Origin of the sequence: Saccharopolyspora pogona, from assembly GCF_014697215.1 — a bacterium.
In the GTDB taxonomy this organism is placed as follows: domain Bacteria; phylum Actinomycetota; class Actinomycetes; order Mycobacteriales; family Pseudonocardiaceae; genus Saccharopolyspora; species Saccharopolyspora hattusasensis.
In genome coordinates this window covers 1160615-1177193 of sequence record NZ_CP031142.1, presented here as the reverse complement: position 1 = coordinate 1177193, position 16579 = coordinate 1160615, and the positions used below count along the sequence as shown (strand labels likewise).

Sequence of the window (16579 nt, the reverse complement as noted above, 5' to 3'; positions counted from 1 at the left end):
GCAGCACCTCGTCTCGGGCCGTGTTCGATTGCCGCGACCGTAGCGAGCGGTGAGACAGTTGGTCAACAACCGTCTCACAGTCTCGCCCGAACCGGCCTAGCGGATCAGCTCCGCATCAGCCGTCCAGCTGATCGATGGTCGCGATCGAGGGGCGTTCGGTGCGCTGGAGGTCGCGGGCCACGTGCTCCGCGTCGCGGAGCACGCGCACGGCGTTGTGCCAGGTGAGCTTGGCGAGGTCGGCCTCGGACCAGCCCCGGGTGATCAGCTCCGCGATCAGGTTCGGGTACCCGGCGACGTCGTCCAGGCCCTGCGGGGTGAAGGCGGTGCCGTCGTAGTCGCCGCCGATGCCGATGTGGTCGATGCCCGCGACCTCGCGCATGTGGTCGAGGTGGTCGGCCACGGTTCCGGCGGTGGCCACCGGCCGCGGATTTGCGGCCTCGTACGCCCGCAGCGCCTCCAGTGCCTCGGGCGTCGTGTCCAGCGGATCGAAGCCCTGCTCGCTCAGCACGTCCTGGGCCCGCTTGCTCCATTCGATCGCTTCAGGAAGCACGAACTTCGGCACGAAGGTCGCCATCGCAACGCCACCGTTGGCGGGCAGCGCGGCCAGCACGTCGTCAGGGATGTTGCGCGGATGGTTGCAGACGGCCCGTGCCGAGGAGTGCGAGAAGATCACCGGGGCTCGGGTGGCGCCCAGCGCGTCCCGCATGGTGTCGGGGGCGACGTGCGAAAGGTCCACCAGCATGCCCAGCCGGTTCATCTCGCGCACCACCTCGACGCCGAAGCGGGTCAGGCCCTTCGCGGCCGGTTCGTCGGTGGCCGAGTCCGCCCACGGCACGTTGTCGTTGTGGGTCAGCGTGAGGTAGCGGACGCCCAGTTCGTGCAGGGCGCGCAAGGTGGCCAGTGAACACGCGATGGAGTGGCCTCCCTCGGCGCCCATCAGCGAGGCGATGCGGCCGTTGGCGCGGGCGGCCTCCAGCTCGTCGGCGGTGCGAGCGAGCTGCAGGTGGTCCGGGTAGCGCGCGACGAGGGCGCGCACGCAGTCGATCTGCTCGATCGTGGCGCTGACCGCCTTGTCGCCCTGATACTCGGCCTTAACGTAGACCGACCAGAACTGGCCGCCGACGCCGCCGGCGCGCAGCCGGGCCAGGTCGGTGTGCAGCCGCGCCGACTGGTCCTGGGCGATGTCGCAGCGGTCCAGGTCGTAGCCGACCTGCTCGCGCAGCGCCCAAGGCAGGTCGTTGTGCCCGTCGATCACCGGGTGCTCGGCGAGCAGCGTCCGTGCCCGCACCAGCGCGGCTTTGTCGGTCATCTCCACACCCCAATCTCCCGAGATCATCCCATCGGGTGAACCCGATGCGGCGAGCATATCCGGCGTCGAACGGCCCCGGCCGCCACGCGCATCGGTGCCGCCACTGATCGAATCGACGAATCCCGTCACGGGCCGCACCATCAAGCCATGGACCACATCCCCAGGCAGCAGGACGGCAACGATCTGCCCACGGTGCTCGCCGAGTACGGGCACCTGGCGGCGCAGTTGCCGAGCGCCTCCCGCCGCCGCGCCGAGGCGCTGCGTGCCCGCCTGGCGGAGCTGGACGTACTGATCGACGAGCACATCGCCCGCCTGAGCCCGCACCAGTTTCCACCCGACGCGGAGGACCAGCCCCGGCACGACCACCCGGGCATCGACCGCCAGGGGGTCCACGGCGCGTAGGCCGCCAGCTGCTGCGCGGGCTACCGCTGCTTGTCGACGAAGCGCCGCGAACGCCGCTCTATGCCGGAGAAGTGCCGGGCCATCTCCTCTGCCGCCGCATCGGAATCACCGGCGCGAATCGCATCGACGATGCGCTGGTGCTCGTCACCGATCTCGTCGCGCACCACCTCGGGACGGTCGATCTCGGCTTCCACGCGGTGGTAGACGGTCCAGAACAGGTCGATGAGCTGGACCGCGATCTCATTGCCGACGGGCCGGTAGAGCGCCTGGTGGAACCGCCGGTCGGCCTCGACGACATCGCCGCTACGCATCTCGGCGATGCAGGTTTCGAGCTCGCCGATCAACTCATCGTCGGCGTGCCGGGGCACCTCGGAGATCAACGCGGTTTCCAGGATCCGCCGGAGCTGGATGAAGTCGGCCAGCGTGGAGGCGTCCTGCCGAGCGGACTGCCGAGCGCGGAACAACAGCCCGGGCAGCAGCGCGGTCACCGGCGCCTCGCCGACGAAGGTCCCGTACCCGTGACGGATGTCGACGATGCCGAGCGTGTGCAACGCTCGCAGGGTCTCCCGGATGGAGTTCCGGCTAGCGCCGAACTGGGCCATCAGCTGCGGCTCGCTCGGCAACGGTGCGCCTGGTGGAAGCCCGGCCTCCAGGATCAGGTCCACGACCTTGTCCTGAAGCAACCTGCCCCCACCCGCCATCAAGCCCTCCACCGGTCAAGCACCAACAACGTCGCCGAACATCCTACGTCCGACGTCCTCTCCCCGACCAGCACACCCACCTCCGGGCACCACGGCTCGCCCGCCGGGTCCCGTGGCGTGGGGCGGCGTGCAGGCCCCGGTGGCCGGCCTCGGCGATGCCGGCCAAGTTCCGTGAGCGGTTTCAGGCGCTATAGCACCGAAAAACACGCACGGGCCACCTCGAAACCCGGGCAGCTGGACGTCGCGCCCAGGTTCGTGGCGATCGCCGAATCCGGCCGGCCCGTCATCCAGCTGCCGCTGCTGGACACCCTCGTCCACGCCCCGACGGCGGCGGTCCTGCCCCAGTTCCGCGAGGTCGTCCTGCAAGCACTGCGGGGACACCCGGGTGGCCGACCTGGACAGCCGGTCTTCGCCTGGCGCTGACCGCGCAGCCGCAGAAGTGAACCCGTCGCGGGCGTAGCCTGGAACCCGGAGGGATTCCGGGAGAAATCATGCGGCGCGGGCACATGCGCGTGCTGTTCGCAGCGGCGCTGATTCTGCTCGCGGTGTTCGGTATGGCCGCCTGTGGCCTGTTCTCGACGCCGCGCGCCGGGTACCCTTCGCGGCCGGAATCCCCGCCTCCCGCCAGCACCACCCCCGCCCCCGCTCCGCCTCCGGGCCCGGCGGTGCTCGCGGTGAAGATCGACAACGTACCCGAAGCCCGGCCGCCGGTCGGCATCGGCGCTGCTGACGTGGTCTACGTCGAACCGGTAGAGGGCGGCTACAGCCGCCTGCTGGGAATCTTCGCGTCGCACCAGCCGCCGGAGATCGGGCCGGTGCGCAGCGCCCGGGAGACCGATGCGGAACTGCTCCCCCAGTTCGGGCACCCGACGCTCGCGTATTCCGGCGCGGCGCCCGAGCTGCTGCCGCTCATCGCGGCGGCACCGGTGACCGACGCCTCCGACGCGCACCAGCCCGCGGCCTTCACCCGCGACGAGTCGCGGCCCGTCCCGCACAACCTGTTCGTCGACCCTTCGAAGTTGCCGCCCGGCGCGCAGTGGCCCGGCCAGAACCGGCTCACCCCCGGCCCCGCCCCTGGCGGCGGGACCCCAACGGGCCACTACGAGGTCACCTTCCCGTCCGCCACCGTCGGCTTCGACTGGTCCGCTGGAGAGCAGCGGTGGCTGGTGTCGATGGACGGGGCCCCGTACGCGGCCGTCGACAGCGGCCGGCTCGGCCCGCCGACCGTGGTGATCGAGCGGGTCAAGGTCCGTGAGTCGGCGATCCACGACGTCGCGGGGAACCCCTCGCCGATCGCCGAGACGGTCGGCAGCGGCCCGGTCACCGTGCTCCGTGACGGGCGGGCGTTCAACGGCACCTGGTCCCGGCCCGCCCCGGACGCAGCCGCCACCTACGCCGGGCCTTCGGGCGAGGCGCTGCTGCCCACGTCCGGTCAGGTGTGGATCGTGCTGACGCCGTGAGGGGGCGCGGGATGGATTTGATCCGGCTGTTCCTCTGCGGCGACGTGATGCCCGGTCGTGGCGTCGACCAGATCCTGCCGCACCCCGGCAACCCCGTCCTGCACGAGCACTACTTGCGGGACGCGCGCAGTTACGTCGCGGCGGCCGAAGCGCGCAACGGTCCGATCAGCAGCCCGGTCGGCTTCGGCTGGCCCTGGGGCGGTGCGCTGCGCGCCCTCGACTCGACCGCGCCGGACGTGCGGGTGATCAACCTCGAATCCAGCATCACCGGCGGCGGCGAGTTCGCCCCGGACAAGGGCGTGCACTACCGGATGAACCCGGCGAACGTGGATTGCCTGCGCGCCGCTCGGCCGGACGTGTGCAGCCTGGCCAACAACCACGTCCTGGACTTCGGCCGCCGAGGACTGGCCGACACGCTCGACGCGCTGTCGGGGGCGGGCCTGCGCTGGGTCGGCGCCGGGCACGACGCCAACGAAGCGCACCGGCCAGCTGTGATCGGCACCCCGCACGGTCGGGTCGTGGTCTTCGGTTACGGCGCCGAGTCCAGCGGCATCCCGGCGAGCTGGGCGGCAACCGCGAACCGGTCGGGCGTGAACTTCTTGCCCGACCTCTCCGATCGCTGGGCCGCCGAGATCACCGGCGAGATCCGGGAGCGGACCCGACCCGGCGACATCGTGGTCGTCTCGCTGCACTGGGGCACGAACTGGCAGTACCACGTCGGCGCCGACCAGGTCCGCTTCGCACACCGGCTGATCGACGGCGGGGTGCACGTGGTGCACGGGCATTCCTCGCACCACCCGCGGCCGATCGAGATCTACCGCAACCGGCTCGTGCTCTACGGCTGCGGCGATTTCATCGACGACTACGAGGGCATCCCGGGCTACGAGCAGTACCGGGACGACCTGCGCCTGCTGTTCTTCGCGTCGCTGGCCCCCTCCGGTGACCTCGTCGACTTGCGCATGCTGCCGATGCAGGCCAGGCGGATGCGCCTGCACCCCGCCTCGGCCGCCGACGCCGAATGGCTGTGCGCCACGTTGGCCCGGATCAGCGCCGGTTTCGGCACCTCCGTGGCGCTGTCGAACAGAACGCTGCACGCGAGCCGCCGCCCGAGCGCATCACCGGCGCAGCGCTGAGGTACGGTCCCGCATTGTCCATAAAGGACGACCGATCCGAAGGAGCGCCTCCCGGCATGGCCCGCACCGACGTCGCCCCGGCGCACTCGCGCCGGATCATCCGGATGGACCAGAGCGTGGCGCGGCAGCACCCGCCGCGCCGCCGCCGCGGCTACACGGTCCGCTTCGACATCGGCGGCGTCACGGGCCATCTCACCACCAACGCCTATCCGGACGGCAAGCTCGGCGAGGTCTGGGTGAGCGTCGACCGGCAGGGCAGCCCGCTCAGCGGCTTCCTGGACAGCTTGTCGGCCGCCGTGTCGCTGGGCCTGCAGCACGGGGTGCCACTGGAGAAGTACGTGGCGAAGTACGCAGGCATGCAGTTCGAACCGCGCGGCCCGGTGACCGACCCGGACATCGAGTACGCCCACTCCCTGCCCGACTACGTCTTCCGCCGCCTCGCCCTCGACTACCTCGACGCCTCGACCTGCGCAGAACTCGGCATATACAGCGAATCCCGTTGAGTGCCGCACGTGCACGAGGTGCTGCCGGTCGGGACGCGGCCCGTGGCCTGTGCTCCGGTTCGGTGGGCAAGATCGTGCGGGATTTCGGTTGAGCCGCCGCGCGGCGATCGGGGGATTCCGCTGGTTCCTCGGTTAAGGTGATCTTTCCCAGCTCCGTGGAAGGGACCTGCAGCAATGCCCAAGTTCACCTGGCACACCAGCGCTGTGCCCGAGGGCCTGCCGGTGCGGCAGGTGTACGGGTTCCTGTTCGTCCCGGACGGGCGGCTGCTGATCCGCCTCGACGGCAACAAGCACTCGCTGCCGGGCGGTCGACCGGAGCCCGGCGAGGCCGAGTATGTCGACATCCTGCGCCGGGAGACCATGGAAGAGGTCACCGTCGACATCGGCGAACCGCACTACCTGGGCTACCAGTGCGTGGACGACGGCATCTCGCCGTACGCCCAGGTCCGGATGGCCGCGCTGATCACCACCGTGCACCCGTCGGAGCCCGACCCGGACAGCGGACGGATCTACCGGCGGCTGCTGGTCCACCCGGGCAAGGCCGGCGACCTGCTCGCCTGGGGCGAGACCGGTTACCAGCAGGCGACCGCCGCCGCCGACGCGGCGGTCAACGTCTTCGACCTGCCCTGCTCCGGCCTGCCCGAGACTGGCTACCTCTGACAGTGACGCGCGGGCGTTCGCAGTTGAGGGGAAGCCACGTGACAGGCTTGTGGGTGAGAGCTCTGGATCGAGCCACCTGGCCCGACTCGCTGAGCTGGTCGACAGGCACAACGGTGTGTGGGGCGGCTGCTGGCGCATGGCCTTCCACTCCGAAGGCGTGAGCCGTACGAAGACGGCCGCGCAGAACCGGGCCAGCAAGGAATCTCGAGTGCGACAAGGCCGAGCTCACGCTGCCCTCGTGTACGACGGCCCGACCTGCGTCGGCTGGTGCCAGTTCGACTGACCGATGAGCAGCCGCGGATCAAGCACGGCGTGCGTACCTCGCCGATCTGGGAGCCCTTCCGGACTGGCGGATCACGTGCTTCTTCGTCGACAGCAAGTGCCGGCGGCGGGGCATCGCCTCCGCCGCGCTAGGCGGGGCCGCCCGTTTCGGGCCTCCGACCTGGCGAAACCACGATTCCGTCCTTGACCCGTGCCGTCGAACTGTCGTACTGTTCGCATAAAGCACAAACGTTCACTATGCGCACAGCGAGGAGTGGTCAGGGTGGCACGCATCCTGCAGCTCGACGAGGCCATCGCGGAGCTGGTCCATGACGGCGACACGGTGGCCCTGGAGGGCTTCACCCACCTGATCCCGGTCGCGGCCGGGCACGAGATCATCCGCCAGCGCCGCAAGGACCTGACCCTGATCCGGATGACGCCCGACATCGTCTACGACCAGCTGATCGGGGCGGGCTGCGCGCGGAAGCTGATCTTCTCCTGGGGCGGCAATCCCGGCGTCGGCTCGCTGCACCGCTTCCGCGACGCCATCCAGAACTCCTGGCCGGTACCGCTGGAAATCGAGGAACACAGCCACGCAGGCATGGCCAACCGCTACGCCGCCGGCGCCAGCGGGCTGCCCTTCGCCGTGCTGCGCGGCTACGCGGGCACCGACCTGCCCGAGCAGACCGACACGATCAAGACGATCGAATGCCCCTTCACCGGCCAGCGGCTGGCCGCCGTGCCGGCGGTCAACCCGGACGTCGGCATCATCCACGCCCAGCAGGCCGACCGGGCGGGCAACGTGCAGATGTGGGGCATCACCGGCGTGCAGAAAGAGACCGTGCTGGCCTCGGCCCGTTCGCTGGTCACCGTCGAGGAGATCGTCGACGAGCTCACCCCGCGCCCCGGCGCGGTCGTGCTGCCCCAGTGGGTGGTCACCGCCGTCGCGGCGGTCCCCGGTGGCGCCGCCCCGTCCTACGCGCAGGGCTACTACGAGCGCGACAACGCCTACTACCAGCAGTGGGACCCGATCGGCCGGGACCGCGAACAGTTCGAGAACTGGCTGGAGACCGAGGTCTTCGGCACCGAGAGGAGCGCCCGATGAGCTCCCCCGAATTCACCGCCGACGAGATGATGACCGTCGGTGCCGCCCGGTCGCTGCGCGACGGCACGGCGTGCTTCGTCGGCATCGGCCTGCCCAGCACCGCGGCGAACCTGGCTCGGCGCACGCACGCCCCGAACCTGGTGCTGATCTACGAATCGGGCACGCTCGGCGCCAAGCCCGGCCGGCTGCCGCTGTCCATCGGCGACGGCGTGCTGGCCGACACCGCCGACTCGGTGATCAGCGTGCCCGAGATCTTCAACTACTGGCTGCAGCCCGGCCGCATCGACACCGGATTCCTCGGCGGCGCGCAGGTGGACCGCTTCGGCAACATCAACACCACCGTGATCGGCGGCGACTACGCGAACCCGAAGGTCAGGCTGCCCGGCGCCGGCGGCGCCCCGGAGATCGCCGCGTCCTGCCGCGAAGTCCTCATCGTGATGCGGATGAACCCGCGCAGCTTCGTGGAAAAGCTCGACTTCATCACCTCGGTCGGCTACGGCACCGGCAAGGGCGATCGGGAGGCGCTCGGCCTGCGCGGCCGCGGCCCGGTCAAGGTGATCACCGACCTGGGCGTGCTGGAACCGGACCCGGACACCTGCGAGCTGACCCTCACCCAGCTCAGCCCCGGCGCCACGGTCGAGCAGGCCCGAAAGGCCGTCGGCTGGCCACTGAAGGCCGTCGACGAACCCGCCATGCAGCAGCCGCCCACCGAGGCCGAACTGACGGTTCTGCGGGAGCTCAAAACAACCATCGAGGGAGGCGCGAAATGACCGATGTGCGGGCTCGGTGTTCGAGGACGAGGAAGAGGAGGACGACGACTGATGGCTGCCACCAATCCCCCGGGCACCACGCCATCTCAGACGGTCGGCCCGTTCTACGCCCTGCCCGGCGGCATCCGCTGGGCCGACGGTCCCGAGGTCGTGGCGGACGGCGACCCGGGCTGCAGCGGACGAATGCGCCCGGCTGGCCGAGCCGCATCGGCACACGGTGATGATCGCCCGCTCTCTGCTGCAGCAGGCGCTGCCGACGACGTTCGGCTACCGCTGCGCGGGCCGGCTCACCGCGCTTTGACGAGGCCACCGCCGTGCTCGACCGCGTCTGTGGCGAACGGCTTGCGGCGCAGCTCGGCGACCCTGCGGGCACGCTCGCCTCGCTCGGCGCCGACGCCGTCCGCGTGGCGATCAAGATCAACGAAAAGGGCGCAGAACCGGTGAACGTGAACTACAAGCTGACCGGACCGGACGGTGCTCCGGTCGTCGTGCTGTCCAACTCGCTTGGCACCGACCTGACGTTGTGGGACGAGCAGGTTCCGGCCCTGGCGCAGGAGTTCCAGGTGCTGCGCTACGACCAGCGCGGCCACGGCGGCACTCCCGGCAAGCCTGGCCCGTACACGCTCAAGCAACTCGGCGGCGACGTGCTGGCGCTGCTGGACACGCTCGGCATCCGCCGGGCGCACTTCGCCGGGGTGTCGCTGGGCGGCATGACCGGCATGTGGCTCGCCGAGAACGCACCGGAGCGCATCGACCGGCTCGCGCTGATCTGCACCTCCGCCGATCTCGGCCCGGCGTCGATGTGGCGGGACCGCGCCGCGGTGGTGCGCAACAAGGGCACCCAGGCGATGGTCGAGCCGTCGCTGCCGAGGTGGTTCACGCCGGAACTGGCCGGGCGGGCCGACATCGTCGAGAAGTTCGGCGGCATGCTCGCCGCGGCCGACGACGAGGGCTATGCGGGTTGCTGCGAGGCGATCGCCGACATGGACCTGCTGCCCAAGCTCGGCGAGATCACCGCGCCGACGCTGGTGATCGCCGGTGCCGAAGACCCGGCCACTCCCCCGGAGCACGCCGAGCAGATCGCCGCTGCCGTCGCGGGCGCCCGGCTGGAAGTGCTGTCCCCGGCGGCGCACCTGGCCAACGCCGAACAGCCCGAGGCCGTCAACCGGCTGCTCCTGGACCTCTTCACGAGGAGCCTGTGACGCCCGACCGCCTCGACAACGAAACCCGGCACGCGCAGGGCATGCAGGTGCGCCGGCAGGTCCTCGGCGACGAGCACGTGGACCGGGCCAACGCCAAGATCACCTCGTTCACCGAGGGCTTCCAGGATTTCATCACCGGCTACGCGTGGGGCGACCTGTGGAGCGGCGACGGCGTCGACCGGCAGACCCGCAGCATGCTGACGCTGGCGATCCTGGCTGCGGTGGGCTGCGAGGTCGAGTTCGCGATGCACGTGAAGGCCGCCCGCCGCAACGGCGTGCCGCCGGAGCACATCCACGAGATGCTGATGCACGTCGCGATCTACGCCGGGGCGCCCCGAGCGAACAGCGACTTCGCGATCGCCAATACGATTCTCGGCGAAGAACGGCCGGACTGACCCCGAGACCACAGGAGATCACCATGGAGCCCGTGTCCGACACGAGCGGTGGTTACGTCCAGTCGCTGGCGCGCGGGCTCCTGGTGATCCGCGCGTTCAACGAGTCACACCCGGAGATGACGCTGTCCGAGGTCGCCCGCGCGACCGATCTGTCGCGCGCGGCGGCCCGCCGGTTCCTGCACACCCTGGTGCACCTCGGCTACGTGTGGACCGACGGGCGGATCTTCGCGCTGACCCCGCGCGTGCTGGAACTGGGCTTCGCCTACCTGTCCAGCGTGTCGCTGCCGGAGATCGCCCAGCCGTACCTGGAGCGGCTGGTGGCAGAGGTGCACGAGTCGGCGTCGGTGTCGGTGCTGGACGGCCCGGACATCGTCTACGTCGCCCGCGTGCCCACCTCACGGATCATGACGGTGTCGATCAACATCGGCACCCGCTTCCCCGCCTACGCCACTTCGATGGGCCGGGTCATCCTCTCCGACCTCGGCCCCGCCGAGCTGGACGACTATCTGTCCGAAGTGGACTTGGAACCGCTGGGCCCGCACACCATAACGACTCCGGCGGAGTTGAAGGCCGAGCTGGCGCGCATCCGCGAGCAGGGCTGGGCGCTGGTGGACCAGGAGCTGGAGGCGGGCCTGCGCTCGATCGCGGCGCCGATCCGGGACCGCTCGAACCGGGTGGTCGCGGCCGTGAACATCTCCTCGCACGCCTCCCGCAGCAGCCCCGAGGACGCGCGCCAGAACCTTCTGCCGCCGCTGCTGGCGACCGCGGCCCGGATCGGCGCCGACCTCGCCGTCGCACCGACCTCCCGCGCGGTCGGGCGAGGCTGATCGCCTACGCCAGGTCCTGCGCCCAGCCGTTTCCGTAGAAGCCGCGAATGTGGCGTTCCATCTGCTCCTCGGCCGCGGTGGCGTCGCCGGCTTCGAGCGCCTGCTGGATCATCCGGTGGTCGTGGCGCAGCCCGTCGGCGATCGGGAACCACTTGTCGCCCAGGTCGTCGGGCATTCCCGGCGACTACCGCGCCGAACGACCGGTGGCCGACCTGGTCGGGCTGTTCTGCGAGCGGGTCTCCGACTACCGGGCCACTGTGGACCGGGTCGGGCCCGGCGGACTGCCCGCCGCGATCGTGGCCGCCGCGCACGCCGCCGGCGCCCGTCGCGTGCTTACCCCGACTGGGGTACCACAGTCGGTGTGCGATGCGTTGCGTGCGGAGTTCGAGCTGGTTGACGGCACGGGCATCGGCACGGCCGAGCTGGACCGCGTCGACACGGTGATCACCACAGCCATGGTGGGCATCGCGTCGACCGGCACGATCGTGCTCGACCACGGCTCCGGCCAGGGCCACCGCGCGGTGACGCTGGTGCCGGACGTGCATATCTGCGTCGTCGAGGAATCGCAGGTCGCCGACGACGTCCCGGCCGCGCTGCACCGCCTGGATCCGGCGCGGCCGATGACCTTCATCAGCGGACCCTCCGCAACCAGCGACGTCGAGCTGAACCGGGTCGAAGGGGTCCACGGTCCCCGGACCCTCCACGTCCTGGTCACCGTTCACGAGACGTGTGAGAACGTGTCGTGAGTCCGCCTTTCGGCGCCGACCTTGGCCCGCGCTGATCGGCGCGGGTCTTCCCGTGGCGATACCGCTTTCCGCTGATCACAGTTGGCTTTGATGCGCCACAGCCCCCAGTTGAACGCGAACTGCTGCGCACCAAAATGCGACCGCAACACCGACTCCTGTTCTGGGTTCGGGTCCAGCGCGAACCAGTACGCCTGCAACACCGTGCTCATCACCGCCGAACAGTACCGGCGGGCACCGGCAATTCCCGTGAACTAGCAGACCATCACATTCCCCACACCCTGAACACATTCCACCAAGCGGTCCACAACCCCGAGCCCAGGCTGAGGCAGTTGCGGACCGGGCCTCCCTTCCAGGTCTCGCTCCGTGCACACTGATCATCGAGTTCAGTGATTTTTGAGGAGCCGAGCATGGGGACCGACGAGCGGGTGGATCTCCTCGAGCGGGCGGCGGCACTGCGGCCACTCCTGGAACAGCACCGGGCCGAGGGCGAGCAGGAACGCAGGCTCGCCGACCAGTCGATCGCCGCACTCGATGAGGCCGGCCTGTTCCGCGCGTGGGTGCCGCGCCGGTTCGGCGGCCTCGAAACCGACCTGCGCACCGTCATGGACGCCACCGCCGAGGTAACCCGGGGCGACGCCGCGGCGGGCTGGCTGGTGCTGATCCTCGGCTGCGGCGACTGGCTCACCGGTCTGTTCCCCGACCAGGCCCAGGAAGAGGTCTTCGGCACCGACCCGGACACCAAGGTGTGCCAGGTGCTCGCGCCGAAGGCCGCAGCCCGGCGCGTCGACGGCGGCTGGGAGGTCAGCGGCAACTGGGCGCCGGCGTCCGGCTGCCTGCACTCCGGCTGGGCCATGCTTGGCATGTCGTTACCGGAGCACGATGAGCCGGCGGGTGCCGCGTTCGGCCTGATCCCGATGAACGAGCTGCGTGTCAAAGACACCTGGTTCACCCTCGGCATGCGCGGGACCGGCAGCAACCTGCTGATCGGCGAGAACGTGTTCGTCCCCAACCACCGCGTGCTGCGCCGGGAACCGGCGACGCGAGGCGTGTTCCCGCGCGAGCTCAACGATTCCCCGCGCTACCGCACCGCCCTGGTCCCAACGCTGGCCACCTTCCTGATCGCCCCGCTGCTCGGCATGGCCGAGGAAGCGTTCGCGCACGTGCTGTCCCAGGCCGACCACAAGGGCATCGCGTTCACCAGCTACAAACGCCAGCGCGATTCGACCGCGTTCCAGCTGGCCGTGGCGGAGGCGTCGACGAAGATCGATGTCGCGCGGCTGATCGCGCACCGGTCGGCGGCCGTGGTGGACGGCCACGCGCTGTCCGGAACCCATCCGGACTACCTGGAGCGCGCCCGGCTGCGGCAGCACTCCAGCCACGCGGTGCGGCAGTGCCGCGAGGCCGTCGACGACCTCGTCTCCGCCTACGGCGCGGCGGCGCTGTCCGAATCGGACCCGCTGCACGCCATCCTGCGCGACATCCAGACCGCCAGCCGGCACGCGCTCGCACACCCGGCCAGCAGCGCCGAGCTTTTCGGCCGCGCGCTGCTTGGCGTCGAACCCAACATCACCGAGATGATCTGACAATCGACTTCCCGCCAGACCACACGATTCAGTGACAGCCGGAACCGAGTTCCGCGCGCCGCTGTCGAAGGAGTGTCGTCGCCGATCGAGGCGACGATCACGGCAGTGTTGGTCGAGGCAGTACTTGGTCGAGCGAAGGAGATTCGCGTGGCAGAGATCCGGGTCCGGCTGCGCGGTGGGCCGGAGGACGGTCACGAGGTCGCCGTTTCCGCGGACGTGGCAGGCAAACCGGTCCCGCGCATCACGTTGCCCGCGCGGGCGCGCAACGCCCAGGCCGTACCGCCGCTGCTGATCTACGAGCGCGGCAGGAAGCGACCGGACGGAACCTGGGAATTCGACTACGTCGGCGCGGAGACCTGACCGTCGCGGCCGGGGCGGTGGGCATGGTGACAAGCGCACCGCCGGGGTCCGGGTCACGACGACCACGGTTCTGCGGTCGACGAACTACGCGCGATCGTCGACGAGGCGTACGCGGCCGGCCGCTACGTGACCGTGCACGCCTACCCGCCTGCGGCGATCAACCGCGCGCTGGAGGCCGGGGTTCGGTGCGTCGAGCACGGGAACCTGCTGGACGACGAGGGGGGGTCGGCTGCTCGTCGACAACGGCGCGATAGTGATCACTGGGCGGGGCGCCACATCGGGTAGAGGTGGGGGCCTTCGTCGGGGAGGGTTATCGGGGCGCCGAGGGGTTCGAAGCCCATGCGGAGGTAGAGGTTTCGGCTTCGGGGGCTGCTGGCCTCCAGGTAGGATGGTAGGCCGTCTGCGTCCAGTCGCCGGAGGGTTTCGCCGAGTTCTCGGGAGCCGACGCCGGTGCCCTGCACCGCGGGATCGACACCAATCAGGGCCAGGTACTCGTGGGGTTCGCGCGGGTGGCGTTCCGCACTCAGGGCACCGAATTCCCGGAACCGGTGCGCGCGGCGTCCCGCCAGGTCCAACAGGCGTTGGACGCCTGCTTCGTCGAGCATGTCCGGCGGTCCAGTGCGCGCCGAAAGCCAGACCTGGACCGCGAGATCGTCCTCGCCGGTGATCACTCGACCGGCCGTTTCGGTGTGCGCTAGCACCATCGCGAACCACTCGCGGTACACGTGGTGCCGGTGCTCCTGGTCGGGTACCAGCCACTGGGCGAAGGCGTCGTCGCCGAAGGCCCGCAGCAGCGTGCGCACCCGCGCATCCTCAGTGGACATCGGCCGGCTCCTTGTCGATCTGGACCGTGGTGGCGCGGGCGCCCATCCCGATCCGCGCGTACGCCCGCGGTCGGGCCCGCTTCAGCACCGCGCCCCAGATCGCGCCGAGCACGAGCACGACCAGGAAGCCCAGCGGCAGAATCCAGGCCGCCGGGTCGCCGTCGTCCACGCCGAGCACAGTGCCGAACGACGCCACCGTCAGGAACAGCACCACCGCGAGTATCAGTGCGGCGAGTGCCGGTGCGACGGTGGTCCGCCACCTGCCGTGCCCGTGGTCGCGCTCGCGGATGAAGTAGCCGACCACCGCAACCGAGGTGAGCAGGACCAGCGTCAGCACGCCGAGCGCGCCGAGCGAAGCTCCCCAGAAGAACAGGTAGGTGATCGGGTCCAAGCCGGTGATCGCCACCAGCGCCACCACGACCACCGCGATCGCGGTGGTGGTCACCGAGCCCGCCGCCGGGGCCGAGGTGCGCGAGCTGGTCGTCCCCCACCAGTGCAGGCCGACGCCTTCCCTGCCCAGCGCGAAGAAGTACCGGGCGCAGACGTGGTGGAACGACAGCGTCGCGGCGAACAGGCTCGTCACGTACAGCGCCGAGCCGATGGTCACCACCGCGTCCGGCAGCCGCTCCCCGGCGAGCACGAAAAGCAGTTCCGTGGAGTGGGTTCCGGCCTTCGAAACGATGTTGCCCGGGCCGGTGGCCACCGTCATCGCCCAGGTCGACAGCGAGTACAAGCCGCCGATGACCACCAGCGAGATGTAGGTCGCGTAGATCACCGTGCGCGGGTTCTTCGCCTCCTCGGCCAGTACCGTGGAGTTCTCGAACCCGATGAACCCGGTGAAGGCGATCACCAGGATTACCCCGGCCGCGCTGGTGATCAGCTGGTCGGGGTTGAGCGTGTCCAGCACGACTCCGCTTTCCGACGGCACTGACACGAACGCCGCGTCGAAGATCAGGATGATCGCCACCTCGGCGAGCAGCAGCACGCCCAGCACGCGACCGTTGACGTCGATGCGCAGCACGCCGAGCAGCGCGATCACCGTCAGGCCGATGGCGGCGAGCAGCCACCACGACACCGAGACGCCGCTGACCTGCCGCACGAAGCCGGACGCACCGACCCCGAAACCTCCGGCCAGGCTGGCCAGGATCATCAGGTAGGAGACCAGCGCGACCCCACCGGCCGCGGTCCCGGTCACCCTGCCCAGCCCCTTGGCGACGTAGGCGTAGAACGCGCCCGCGTTCTCCACGTGCTGGGACATCGTTACGTAGCCGATCGCGAACAGCCCGAGGACCAGCGCGATCGCCAGGTAGCCCAGCGGGATCCCGGTCACCCCGGAGACCGCGAACCCGCTGACCGCGCCGCCGCCGACCACCGTTTCCGGCGCCGCGGCCGCGACGGTGAAGAACACGATCGACGTCACGCCCAAGCGGGCGCGAGCCAGGGCGGCGGACACTTTGGACGGTGGCAACAGCTCGCTCCTAACGGGGATAATCGGTTCTCGTTGCGTGGCGGTGCGAATTCCGCGCTTGGCGCCTCCCGGCGTCACGGTGCCGTGGAACGGGCGCGACCTCCCGGTTCGGCCACGTCGCTCAGTGCCTCGGGGTGATCGCGGTCTGCCCGCGGGCGGCACCGACCTCGTTGATCAGGCTGCGCAGCGCTCCCGGGATGCGCGGCTCCCAGGACTCCATCCGGTACTCGCCCTGCCGCGCGATGTGCTTGGGGAGCCGGATCTGGCGCAGCACCCCGGTTTCCCGCAGCAGCAGCGCCAGGGAGATCTCGGCGATCCGGGAAGGGACGGTGATCATGCCGCTGCCGCCGGCTGTTTCGACGCTGGTGAACAGCGCCTCCAGGTCCGCTTCCGGCTTGCTGGCGCCGTCCTCGGCGAACTGCCACGCCGCGGCAGTGCCGCCGCGCCAGCCGCCCGAAACCGGCACCTCCCGCAGCACGTCGATGATGGTCAGCCGGGCGCGCACCTTCTCGGTGGCGGTCTGGCCCAGGTACTCCAGCCAGGTCCGCATGTCGTGGCCCGACTCCTGGCGGACCTCCCGCAGGATCGTCCAGGACAGGAAGTCCGGGCAGCGTCCCTTGCCTCTGGGCCGGACGCTGGGGGTCACCGCGATCTCCTCTTCCAGGATCAGCTCCGCCAGCAGCGCCCCGGCGCAGCCCAGCGCCACCAGCGCGCCGTCGACCCTGGCGGAGAGGCGCTGCTCACCAGTGTGCGCGGCGAGGAAGAACCGGTCTGCCACGCGCAGCGGGATGCGTGCGGGCTCCTGCCCGGAAACCGTCAACGGCCACCCCCGGCCGAAGTGCCGATCAACACGCGGTCGCTCCCGTCCGA

Annotated in this window: 21 protein-coding genes; 14 read left to right on the top strand and 7 right to left on the bottom strand. The window is 70.3% G+C overall.

The annotated features are described in order from the left end of the window. Window positions 1-115 precede the first annotated feature (115 nt). Window positions 116-1309, bottom strand: coding sequence for a dipeptidase (locus tag DL519_RS04965; RefSeq protein ID WP_190813080.1), 1194 nt, complete (start codon window positions 1307-1309; stop codon window positions 116-118). A gap of 147 nt (window positions 1310-1456) precedes the next feature. On the opposite strand from DL519_RS04965, the gene DL519_RS04960 reads away from it, so the two are divergent. Continuing rightward, on the top strand, window positions 1457-1711 hold the full coding sequence (locus tag DL519_RS04960; protein WP_190813079.1) for a hypothetical protein: 255 nt from the start codon (window positions 1457-1459) through the stop codon (window positions 1709-1711). Window positions 1712-1731: 20 nt separating this feature from the next. Here DL519_RS04960 and DL519_RS04955 read toward each other — a convergent pair whose 3' ends face one another. Then, window positions 1732-2412, bottom strand: a complete 681-nt coding sequence (locus DL519_RS04955) for a FadR/GntR family transcriptional regulator (RefSeq protein ID WP_190813078.1) — start codon at window positions 2410-2412, stop codon at window positions 1732-1734. A 171-nt stretch (window positions 2413-2583) separates the two neighbouring features. Between DL519_RS04955 and DL519_RS04950 the strand changes: the two genes are divergently transcribed. From DL519_RS04950 to DL519_RS04900, 10 genes are all read left to right on the top strand, one after another. Then, window positions 2584-2835 carry a hypothetical protein gene (locus DL519_RS04950; protein WP_397544926.1) on the top strand — a complete coding sequence of 84 codons (252 nt, stop codon included), beginning with the start codon at window positions 2584-2586 and terminating at the stop codon, window positions 2833-2835. 68 nt (window positions 2836-2903) lie between these two features. Beyond that, complete coding sequence (locus DL519_RS04945) at window positions 2904-3872, top strand: DUF3048 domain-containing protein (RefSeq protein WP_223838449.1); 969 nt, start codon at window positions 2904-2906, stop codon at window positions 3870-3872. 11 nt (window positions 3873-3883) lie between these two features. Next, window positions 3884-5005 carry a CapA family protein gene (locus DL519_RS04940; protein ID WP_190813077.1) on the top strand — a complete coding sequence of 374 codons (1122 nt, stop codon included), beginning with the start codon at window positions 3884-3886 and terminating at the stop codon, window positions 5003-5005. Between the two features lie 56 nt (window positions 5006-5061). Further along, window positions 5062-5508 carry a TSCPD domain-containing protein gene (locus DL519_RS04935; RefSeq protein WP_190813076.1) on the top strand — a complete coding sequence of 149 codons (447 nt, stop codon included), beginning with the start codon at window positions 5062-5064 and terminating at the stop codon, window positions 5506-5508. Between the two features lie 174 nt (window positions 5509-5682). Continuing rightward, entirely contained in the window at window positions 5683-6168 is a 486-nt protein-coding gene (locus tag DL519_RS04930; RefSeq protein WP_190813075.1) for an NUDIX domain-containing protein, read from the top strand. A gap of 544 nt (window positions 6169-6712) precedes the next feature. Next, window positions 6713-7534: a CoA transferase subunit A gene (locus tag DL519_RS04925; RefSeq protein ID WP_190813074.1), complete on the top strand. Its 822-nt coding sequence runs from the start codon at window positions 6713-6715 to the stop codon at window positions 7532-7534. Next, a complete protein-coding gene (locus tag DL519_RS04920; protein ID WP_190813073.1) occupies window positions 7531-8304 on the top strand; it encodes a CoA-transferase subunit beta in 774 nt (257 codons plus the stop codon). The genes DL519_RS04925 and DL519_RS04920 overlap by 4 nt, the downstream gene beginning before the upstream one ends. A gap of 440 nt (window positions 8305-8744) precedes the next feature. Continuing rightward, window positions 8745-9506, top strand: coding sequence for a 3-oxoadipate enol-lactonase (pcaD, locus tag DL519_RS04910; RefSeq protein WP_190823767.1), 762 nt, complete (start codon window positions 8745-8747; stop codon window positions 9504-9506). Next, entirely contained in the window at window positions 9503-9901 is a 399-nt protein-coding gene (pcaC, locus tag DL519_RS04905; protein ID WP_223838448.1) for a 4-carboxymuconolactone decarboxylase, read from the top strand. Before pcaD ends, pcaC begins: the two co-directional genes overlap by 4 nt. 23 nt (window positions 9902-9924) lie before the next feature. After that, complete coding sequence (locus DL519_RS04900) at window positions 9925-10728, top strand: IclR family transcriptional regulator (RefSeq protein ID WP_190813072.1); 804 nt, start codon at window positions 9925-9927, stop codon at window positions 10726-10728. 4 nt (window positions 10729-10732) lie between these two features. Here the strand turns inward: DL519_RS04900 and DL519_RS04895 are convergent, their stop codons facing one another. Next, window positions 10733-10903 (bottom strand): hypothetical protein, encoded by a 171-nt coding sequence (locus tag DL519_RS04895; RefSeq protein WP_190813071.1) that lies wholly within the window; start codon window positions 10901-10903, stop codon window positions 10733-10735. Between the two features lie 28 nt (window positions 10904-10931). On the opposite strand from DL519_RS04895, the gene DL519_RS04890 reads away from it, so the two are divergent. Beyond that, window positions 10932-11474 (top strand): LutC/YkgG family protein, encoded by a 543-nt coding sequence (locus DL519_RS04890; protein WP_223838447.1) that lies wholly within the window; start codon window positions 10932-10934, stop codon window positions 11472-11474. On the opposite strand, the gene DL519_RS45645 is transcribed toward DL519_RS04890, so the two are convergent. Further along, a complete protein-coding gene (locus DL519_RS45645) occupies window positions 11447-11683 on the bottom strand; it encodes a helix-turn-helix domain-containing protein (protein WP_223838446.1) in 237 nt (78 codons plus the stop codon). The two genes, DL519_RS04890 and DL519_RS45645, sit on opposite strands and share 28 nt — an antisense overlap. 198 nt (window positions 11684-11881) lie before the next feature. On the opposite strand from DL519_RS45645, the gene DL519_RS04880 reads away from it, so the two are divergent. Both DL519_RS04880 and DL519_RS04875 read left to right on the top strand, forming a co-directional pair. After that, complete coding sequence (locus DL519_RS04880) at window positions 11882-13057, top strand: acyl-CoA dehydrogenase family protein (protein WP_190813070.1); 1176 nt, start codon at window positions 11882-11884, stop codon at window positions 13055-13057. A 147-nt stretch (window positions 13058-13204) separates the two neighbouring features. Then, window positions 13205-13417: a hypothetical protein gene (locus DL519_RS04875; RefSeq protein WP_190813069.1), complete on the top strand. Its 213-nt coding sequence runs from the start codon at window positions 13205-13207 to the stop codon at window positions 13415-13417. Between the two features lie 257 nt (window positions 13418-13674). On the opposite strand, the gene DL519_RS04870 is transcribed toward DL519_RS04875, so the two are convergent. The 3 genes from DL519_RS04870 to DL519_RS04860 all read right to left on the bottom strand — a co-directional run bounded on the left by DL519_RS04870 (window position 13675) and on the right by DL519_RS04860 (window position 16529). Next, window positions 13675-14241, bottom strand: a complete 567-nt coding sequence (locus DL519_RS04870) for a GNAT family N-acetyltransferase (RefSeq protein WP_190813068.1) — start codon at window positions 14239-14241, stop codon at window positions 13675-13677. Next, complete coding sequence (locus tag DL519_RS04865; RefSeq protein ID WP_190813067.1) at window positions 14231-15709, bottom strand: APC family permease; 1479 nt, start codon at window positions 15707-15709, stop codon at window positions 14231-14233. Before DL519_RS04865 ends, DL519_RS04870 begins: the two co-directional genes overlap by 11 nt. A 121-nt stretch (window positions 15710-15830) precedes the next feature. Beyond that, entirely contained in the window at window positions 15831-16529 is a 699-nt protein-coding gene (locus tag DL519_RS04860; RefSeq protein ID WP_223838445.1) for a GPP34 family phosphoprotein, read from the bottom strand. Window positions 16530-16579 lie beyond the last annotated feature (50 nt).

Excerpts from the sequence above, each read along its gene's own strand:
- DL519_RS04965 (WP_190813080.1), bottom strand. The coding sequence starts at position 1,309 with ATGACCGACAAAGCCGCGCTGGTGCGGGCACGGACGCTGCTCGCCGAG.
- DL519_RS04960 (WP_190813079.1), top strand. The coding sequence starts at position 1,457 with ATGGACCACATCCCCAGGCAGCAGGACGGCAACGATCTGCCCACGGTG.
- DL519_RS04955 (WP_190813078.1), bottom strand. The coding sequence starts at position 2,412 with ATGGCGGGTGGGGGCAGGTTGCTTCAGGACAAGGTCGTGGACCTGATC.
- DL519_RS04945 (WP_223838449.1), top strand. The coding sequence starts at position 2,904 with ATGCGGCGCGGGCACATGCGCGTGCTGTTCGCAGCGGCGCTGATTCTG.
- DL519_RS04940 (WP_190813077.1), top strand. The coding sequence starts at position 3,884 with ATGGATTTGATCCGGCTGTTCCTCTGCGGCGACGTGATGCCCGGTCGT.
- DL519_RS04935 (WP_190813076.1), top strand. The coding sequence starts at position 5,062 with ATGGCCCGCACCGACGTCGCCCCGGCGCACTCGCGCCGGATCATCCGG.
- DL519_RS04930 (WP_190813075.1), top strand. The coding sequence starts at position 5,683 with ATGCCCAAGTTCACCTGGCACACCAGCGCTGTGCCCGAGGGCCTGCCG.
- DL519_RS04920 (WP_190813073.1), top strand. The coding sequence starts at position 7,531 with ATGAGCTCCCCCGAATTCACCGCCGACGAGATGATGACCGTCGGTGCC.
- DL519_RS04900 (WP_190813072.1), top strand. The coding sequence starts at position 9,925 with ATGGAGCCCGTGTCCGACACGAGCGGTGGTTACGTCCAGTCGCTGGCG.
- DL519_RS04895 (WP_190813071.1), bottom strand. The coding sequence starts at position 10,903 with ATGCCCGACGACCTGGGCGACAAGTGGTTCCCGATCGCCGACGGGCTG.
- DL519_RS45645 (WP_223838446.1), bottom strand. The coding sequence starts at position 11,683 with ATGAGCACGGTGTTGCAGGCGTACTGGTTCGCGCTGGACCCGAACCCA.
- DL519_RS04880 (WP_190813070.1), top strand. The coding sequence starts at position 11,882 with ATGGGGACCGACGAGCGGGTGGATCTCCTCGAGCGGGCGGCGGCACTG.
- DL519_RS04870 (WP_190813068.1), bottom strand. The coding sequence starts at position 14,241 with ATGTCCACTGAGGATGCGCGGGTGCGCACGCTGCTGCGGGCCTTCGGC.